General features: G+C 44.4%; 8 protein-coding genes and 1 pseudogene. 5 read left to right on the forward strand and 4 right to left on the reverse strand.

Translation table 11 applies throughout. From position 1 onward, the window contains the following. The first annotated feature begins 159 nt into the window (after window positions 1-159). Together QRY16_RS17755 and QRY16_RS17760 are read left to right on the forward strand one after the other, a co-directional pair. The gene (locus QRY16_RS17755) at window positions 160-369 is read left to right on the forward strand and encodes a hypothetical protein (protein ID WP_289777538.1); all 210 of its coding nucleotides are present in this window, start codon (window positions 160-162) and stop codon (window positions 367-369) included. Window position 370: 1 nt separating this feature from the next. Continuing rightward, the gene (locus tag QRY16_RS17760) at window positions 371-835 is read left to right on the forward strand and encodes a hypothetical protein (RefSeq protein WP_289777539.1); all 465 of its coding nucleotides are present in this window, start codon (window positions 371-373) and stop codon (window positions 833-835) included. A gap of 360 nt (window positions 836-1,195) precedes the next feature. On the opposite strand, the pseudogene QRY16_RS22265 reads toward QRY16_RS17760, so the two are convergent. Both QRY16_RS22265 and QRY16_RS17770 read right to left on the reverse strand, forming a co-directional pair. Beyond that, a pseudogene (locus tag QRY16_RS22265) lies at window positions 1,196-1,381 on the reverse strand (sigma 54-interacting transcriptional regulator); the annotation flags it as partial. 3 nt (window positions 1,382-1,384) lie between these two features. Continuing rightward, window positions 1,385-1,546, reverse strand: a complete 162-nt coding sequence (locus QRY16_RS17770) for a hypothetical protein (protein WP_289777541.1) — start codon at window positions 1,544-1,546, stop codon at window positions 1,385-1,387. Window position 1,547: 1 nt separating this feature from the next. On the opposite strand from QRY16_RS17770, the gene QRY16_RS17775 reads away from it, so the two are divergent. Beyond that, on the forward strand, window positions 1,548-1,793 hold the full coding sequence (locus tag QRY16_RS17775; RefSeq protein ID WP_289777542.1) for a hypothetical protein: 246 nt from the start codon (window positions 1,548-1,550) through the stop codon (window positions 1,791-1,793). Between the two features lie 882 nt (window positions 1,794-2,675). Further along, entirely contained in the window at window positions 2,676-3,965 is a 1,290-nt protein-coding gene (locus QRY16_RS17780; protein ID WP_289777543.1) for an MFS transporter, read from the forward strand. A 228-nt stretch (window positions 3,966-4,193) separates the two neighbouring features. On the opposite strand, the gene QRY16_RS17785 is transcribed toward QRY16_RS17780, so the two are convergent. Next, window positions 4,194-4,847, reverse strand: a complete 654-nt coding sequence (locus QRY16_RS17785; RefSeq protein WP_289777544.1) for a 4-carboxy-4-hydroxy-2-oxoadipate aldolase/oxaloacetate decarboxylase — start codon at window positions 4,845-4,847, stop codon at window positions 4,194-4,196. Window positions 4,848-4,882: 35 nt separating this feature from the next. Next, window positions 4,883-5,554 carry an RraA family protein gene (locus QRY16_RS17790; RefSeq protein WP_289777545.1) on the reverse strand — a complete coding sequence of 224 codons (672 nt, stop codon included), beginning with the start codon at window positions 5,552-5,554 and terminating at the stop codon, window positions 4,883-4,885. An 86-nt stretch (window positions 5,555-5,640) separates the two neighbouring features. Here QRY16_RS17790 and QRY16_RS17795 point away from each other — a divergent pair, with 86 nt between their 5' ends. Continuing rightward, complete coding sequence (locus QRY16_RS17795; RefSeq protein ID WP_289777546.1) at window positions 5,641-6,513, forward strand: LysR family transcriptional regulator; 873 nt, start codon at window positions 5,641-5,643, stop codon at window positions 6,511-6,513. Window positions 6,514-6,599 lie beyond the last annotated feature (86 nt).

Genomic DNA, 6,599 nt, shown 5'->3' on the forward strand with positions numbered 1-6,599 from the left:
TTAATTATCACTTAAATAAGAATACATGGGTAGTAGATGCACTTAATTTGATGCACCCATTTCGGATGGACTTGTTTTTTATCATTCCTGGCTTTTTCTCGGCATTGCTAATAAATAAAAAGATGCGGAACATTTTATTGACAGCCGAAAAAAAGATTAATGAAACCCACCTTACTGGCTGTAGCAATCACCTTGCCTTTAATTGCTCTGGAAATGTATTTCCTGTTAGGTGACAAGGGGTTAGTGGACTATCTGAGCTACAAGCATTTATGGTTACTTATTGTGCTTTCGCAAATTAGCTTTTTGTTGATGCTTGCACCGGAAAAAGCTAAACAGTTTAGCCTCTCGCGCAGCAGAAAAGTTAAATAAAATGAAGTGGCCAACTGTTTTCACCTTACTTTTTATCGCAGTGTGTCTGTCTGTGGCTGTGAGTAAAGTCGTTAATATTCTACTGCTGCGTTCATTGCTGAACGCCAGCCAGGTTATACCAGTAATACAATATCTTCCTTTTTTCCTTCTTTTCTTTATGGAAAAGAACATTAATAGAAAAATGGCAGTGGTGTTAATGGCAATATGTTTCGCCTGGTACTTTATTAGCATCTCCTTTAAAGATGAATTCAAACTTGCCATGAACCTGGGTGAGGTATTTGCTGTGATGGCAATGTGCCTCGCGCTGTTCTTCACGTTTAGAAACCTAAAGATAAAGGTGAGTAAAACTATTACCGTTTTATCTAATCTTGCTCTGCCATTTTATTTAACCCATCTGCCGATTTTAATCTTCCTTGATGGGTATGGAGTAAAAACGGTATCTCAAGGGATCCCCTTTTATTTTTAACCTATGTCGTCTTACTGAACGTTACTTTTAGTTTTCTGGCTTCCCTGTTCATAAGAAGAAGCCAAAGAATGTCGAGCTTTTTGGGACTGGCATAGTGAGTCCAGCCAGCGGCGCGTTTCGGAAGCTTTCCCGAAAGGCGTCGCTGGCTACGCTTTTTCGCCTGAAGATTTGATCATCGCGATATTTAAAACGTTGAGTTAACCGCATACTGATTATTTATGAATATCACACTTGGCAGTTGTGAGATTGCCAGGCCGTTTAGTAAGAATAAAGCAGCAACAAACCGCTAATAGGTTGATGTGCCGCGCTGCTTATTTCAGGGCGAACCCTGCGGATCAGCCTTATCGCCTGACATGTGAAACCTTCGCTTGATGCGCCGGTAAAAGCGCCTTTGACATAACCAAACAGCTCGCTTTCCAACACACCGGGCGCGAAGGCGGCATAACGCAACGCCAGCTGCTTCGCCTTCTGCAGCGCAACGCTGCTACCGAAAATATCAGCAAACGTTTTCTCTGCTACGTGCGCGCGTGCTATCTGGCGCCGCATTTTTTACTCAATATTTTTAATCTCATTTTGCTTTTGCAGCGTGCAGACAGCGCCGACCACACCGTCATCCATCGTAATCGGCACGATACTGACCGTCAGCGACATGCGTTCCAGCTCCACCAGTGCGCCCGTCAGCGGCTGGCCGGTAGCGAAAACCTGCTGCACAATGGGGAGTCATACTGCGTTGCTGTTTTCGCTGATCGGTGCGGTGGCCTGTTACGCGCTGCCGATGGATGCCTATTATTTTGGTATTCTGCCAGTGGTCGCCCCTATTGCTTACTCGTTTGGGATCACGCCGACTAAAATTGGCGTAGCTTCCTTTATGGGGCAGGCTCTGCGTTATGCCAGTCCAACTGTCCCCTGTCGTACTGAAATGAGCTTCGACGACTATCAAAAATCCTTTTTCAAATGATCCATCCCCATGTTTTTTATCTTTATCGGTATGGCATTAGTGACAGGTCAGTTGCCACTGGGCATTTAACAAAAGGCTGTTTTCTATGGCGAAACAGTGGTGGCTAAAACAATGCAGCCACGCCAAAATCATTCATGTTGAAGCGGGATTTTCCGTTACCGACATAAGCGGCTATAGAAGCAGGCAACGTACCCACCACTGTGCCATTCAGTCATGACGAATACAGACCGCCCGCACAGTTTCCTGTGCGGGTGTTTTTTTAGCTCTGTCAGCGCCCTGCTCAGCGTATAGTGAGTATGTGCCTGTTCCTACAAACTATGAATATAGCGTGACAGCACCGTTATGCAGACACAGAGAAATACGCCAGCAAACGCTTCTGTTAACAGATTAATCCCTCCATAAAAATTAAATAACTTGCATAAGGAAATGTTTTATTTTAAATAAAATTAAAGACAAAATATAAAAAGAGATTTTAACGCCTTTACGGGGCGAGGTATTATTGATGCCATTCAGTGTTATTCTGAACTTACAATAAGAAAAAATGAACTCACTGAGAAAGAAACCGGAACTTTATAATCTAAATATGATACCAGTCACACTTGGATGCCTGGATCGGTTGACGTTGCTTTTAAATGGTGCGAGGGTTTGTATATCGATGCATAGGTTAAAAATGAAGAGACGTCAGACTGAATATTGTCGGTGATAGGTTTTATTTATTAGCTGCGAAGATCAGATGGAGGAATAGCCTTATTTTCCAGACACAACACATTCCCGCCAATATTCACAACGATGAATATAGCGCATCCATCATACCATTCTGTCCGGTAAATTTACTTTTCCTTATTACTATGATGTATTTGCGATTACATCAAGAAGGTAAACATGAGCGACATTAATACGACAACGCATGTTGTTGAGAGCAAGCCTACCAGCATTCGTTGGTTTGGTGGCGGACTTGTTTTCATCATATGCATGATAGCTTACCTGGACAGAGCAGTATTTTCTGTCACGGCCCAGCCTGTTATGCATTTTTTGAATATCACGCCCGTTCAGTTTGGCCTGGTAACCACATTATTCAATATAGGGTATTTTATTTTTCAAATACCGGGCGGCATTCTTCTTGAAAAATATGGCACCCGAACCGTTTTAACCTTATCACTGGTTTTCTGGTCAGTTTTTACGCTGTTAACTGGCATGGTCAATTCACTAATGATGTTAATGATCGTCAGATTTTTCTTCGGTATTGGCGAATCACCTGTTTTTCCGGCAGGAAATAAATTTTTTGCTAACTGGTTCCCGGCAGATGAGCGAGGCAAAGCCAATTCACTGATGAACGGTGGCGCATTTATGGCATCGATTATCGGGCCGCCTGTTGTTGTGTTAGTCGTTGGCCATTTTGGCTGGCAAAGCGCTTTTTTCCTTTGCGGTGCGTTGGGCGTCGTGATTTCTATTGTCTGGTTTGTGTGTATGCGCAATACCCCCGCTCAACATAAAAGCGTCAACGCCGCTGAGTTAAATAAAATCCGTCAGGGCAACGAAATTAGCACGGTTAAACAGAAAGTGCCCTGGAAGATTTTATTACGACAGCGTTCATTCTGGGCCATTGCCGCCGCCTTTTTCGGCACACTATGGACGATACAGTTTTTTATGTACTGGCTGCCTTACTATTTACAGTCCGCGCGGCATCTCTCTTTTAAAGATATGGGTTTTTATTCCAGTATTCCGTTTATCTTTATTGTTGTCAGCGTATTTCTGGCGGGGATTATTAGCGATCTTCTTATCAGGAAAGGATTTTCCCGCTTTTTTTCGCGTAATGTCGTCTGTATTGCTGGCTTAATACTTTCGGTTATCGGCCTGATCGCCAGTACAAAAGCGCAGACAACAACAGGTAATATCCTGTGGCTGAGCGTTGCGCTGGGCGGTGCGGGCTTTGCCCAGACCCTGGCGTGGTCTATCGCTACGGACATTGGCCGGGAGTTCACCTCTGTGACGGGAAGCTGGATGAATACATGGGGATTTATCGCCGCTTCTATCGTGCCAACCGTGGCTCCACTTGTTGCTAATCATTATGGCTGGAACGCTGTGTTGCTGCTCAATGCCGTCATCACCCTTATTGGTATTCTGGGCTTTTTGTTTATTAAAGCCGACTCGCCGCTGGTAGCGCAGCCCTGATCTGTCGGTGGCGACGTTCATCCTCGCCCGCCATCGCGCGAACGCCATACCTGAATCCATTTTTGCTATTACAGAAAGCGCAAAGCGCGCGATTTCCGTTGCGACAGAGTCAGTGCAAACGGTCATTGCGCAGAGCGACTAACCGGTAGATTTAAGCAGGGAAAAGGCTGTGTCAAAGCAAAGTGCTACAAGAGGCTGACGCTGCCCGACACAGCAGGAGAAGTGGTATCAGAGATTGTACTGACGAAAGATGTCATGCAGCTTCATTAAATCTGCGGTGGTTGCACCCTGGTCGATCTGCGTTTTAAAGCGCGTTTCTTTATCTTCACGCTGGGTCGCCAGGGAAAGTGCATTGGATAAATTATCTTGCTCAACCACCACCACACCATCCATATCGCCGATAATAAAATCGCCCGGTTTAATCAGGCAATCGCCAATAACGACCGGAACATTAACTTTGCCCGGCTGTGCTTTGCCAGTGCCTTTAATGGATAAACCACGGCAAAAAACGGGGAAACCCGTAGTAATAATGGCTTCGGCATCTCGTACTGCACCATGCACAATAATACCCGCTAAACCAGTTTTTACCGCCTGGGCGGTCAGTACATCACCCCATACCCCTGCTTCGGTAAAACCTTTGCAGTCGATAACCAGTACGTCTCCTGCCTTTGCCTGCAATAAGGCGTAGTGAATCATTAAATTATCACCTGGCCGCATATCAATGGTGAGCGCAGGGCCAAAGATTTTCATTTCGGCAGAAACAGGCTTTATTCCGGCATCCAGGGCGCCATAGGCTCCTTGTGCTTCATAAATAGTGGCTGAACCGAGCGCTAATATTTTATCAATATCACGTTGATCCATGCCGTCATTTTCATTAATCATGACATGATTCCTTTGAGTATATTTTTGTCTTACTTTTATTTATTAGGGTTACGCTGTAATAGATGGTAGTTATGTTTTTTTCTTGCCTGAGAAATAGACACACCGTTTAAGGCATCCTGAAGGATTTTATTTTCGACTTCCTGCATAACTAAGGCCCGGTCTATGACTTCTTTGATCTGTTTTTTTCCGACGGCCACGACACCATCAACATCGGCGACAATTAAGTCTCCCTGTTTAATCAGCACGCCACTGATCGAGATCGGCTCACATATTGCAGCGACCTGTACGCGATCTTTTCCGGTACGCATATAATTACCCAGCGCATATAAAGGATAATTTACCTCATTCGCTTCAGCGGTATCACGGCAAACGCCGCTAATCACCGTGCCAGCAATATTTTTTTGCTTAGCGATACGGCTTAATATCCCTCCCCAAACCGTACAATCCTGCCGACCAGCGTTATCAATAACCACAACGTCTCCAGGCCGGACGTCATCAATAAAATCGCCGACCGTGCCCATATTATCTTTATCAACTGTGACGTATCTCACAGTCCATGCTGTGCCGACTATCGCTTTTTTTCCAGCGATAGGCTTAATACCTAATAAAGATCCCGGCAATGAAAAATAATCCAGTGCATCTGATATTTCAGGGGTGCTTAACCCTTTTGATTTTTCAAGATATTCTTTAATTTCATTATCGTACATTGCTATTCTCCTGGGAAAGTATATAAAATGATAGATATAATAGAGTTAATAACAAGAAGTTAAAAATGAACATAGGTTAAGAAAAATTGAACTTAAAAAAGATTATTTATTTTTGCAAAGTGGTCGAAACAGGTAATGCCAGCCAGGCGGCAAAGCAATTATTTGTGGCTTCAACAGCAATAAGCATGCAAATTTCCGCACTGGAAAAAGAGTTAGGTGGGGAGTTGTTTGACAGAGGCTCGCGCCCAATGGAGTTGACTAAATTAGGTCGATTCTTTTATCCCCGTGCGCAGGAATTACTTTATCTTTTTAATAAACTGGATCAGGATACTAAAGAATTTGTTAAAGTTAAGTCCCGGACACTCAATATCGGTTTTACCCGTTCAGTGATGTTTAATTTGCTTCCGGCGGCGATTAAAAAATTCAAAGAAACCCATAGCAATGTGCAGATCACGCTTAAAGAAGTATTGTCAGAACAGCAATCAGAGCTGTTGCTGGGCGAAAAAATTGATATTGGCATTACCCGGGAATTATCGGGCGATCACTTTATTGCTGAAGAACTTGAGCATGACCTGCTGTTTGTCGATCCCCTGATGGCCGCTATCCCGACCGATCACTATCTGGCCGGTAAAAGCTTCCTGACCCTGAAAGAGTTCACCAGCCTACCGTTTATTACCTATCCTGATGATGAGCAGAGCGGTTTCGCCCGAAAAGTCATGCAGATGTTTGAGCTGAATCATTGCCAACCCATCATTGCTTATCGCGCCAGTGAAATTCATACCGCCCTTGCTTTGGTGAGCGCCGCGCTGGGCGTTACGCTGGTGGGCAAATCGACAATACCGAATAACCGCCAGGATATTATTTTTGTACCGGTTCAGGACATTAAAGCGCTGAGCTATGTGTACTCGGTACGCAGAACTGTCGCTACCGATGTAAAACTGGCCCACCTGCCGATGTAAATCTGACCCACCTAGGGTAAAAATGGCAGTTTTAAGGCACTGCCAATGATGACATTGGAGACCAGAGTGGAGATTAGTGTTTTACA

This window comes from Mixta mediterraneensis (assembly GCF_030283135.1).
Lineage (GTDB): Bacteria > Pseudomonadota > Gammaproteobacteria > Enterobacterales > Enterobacteriaceae > Pantoea > Pantoea mediterraneensis.

Bases quoted from the DNA above. Each gene is read 5' to 3' on its own strand.
- QRY16_RS17755 (WP_289777538.1), top strand. From the start codon at position 160: ATGAAACCCACCTTACTGGCTGTAGCAATCACCTTGCCTTTAATTGCT.
- QRY16_RS17780 (WP_289777543.1), top strand. From the start codon at position 2,676: ATGAGCGACATTAATACGACAACGCATGTTGTTGAGAGCAAGCCTACC.
- QRY16_RS17790 (WP_289777545.1), bottom strand. From the start codon at position 5,554: ATGTACGATAATGAAATTAAAGAATATCTTGAAAAATCAAAAGGGTTA.
- QRY16_RS17760 (WP_289777539.1), top strand. From the start codon at position 371: ATGAAGTGGCCAACTGTTTTCACCTTACTTTTTATCGCAGTGTGTCTG.
- QRY16_RS17775 (WP_289777542.1), top strand. From the start codon at position 1,548: ATGGGGAGTCATACTGCGTTGCTGTTTTCGCTGATCGGTGCGGTGGCC.
- QRY16_RS17785 (WP_289777544.1), bottom strand. From the start codon at position 4,847: ATGATTAATGAAAATGACGGCATGGATCAACGTGATATTGATAAAATA.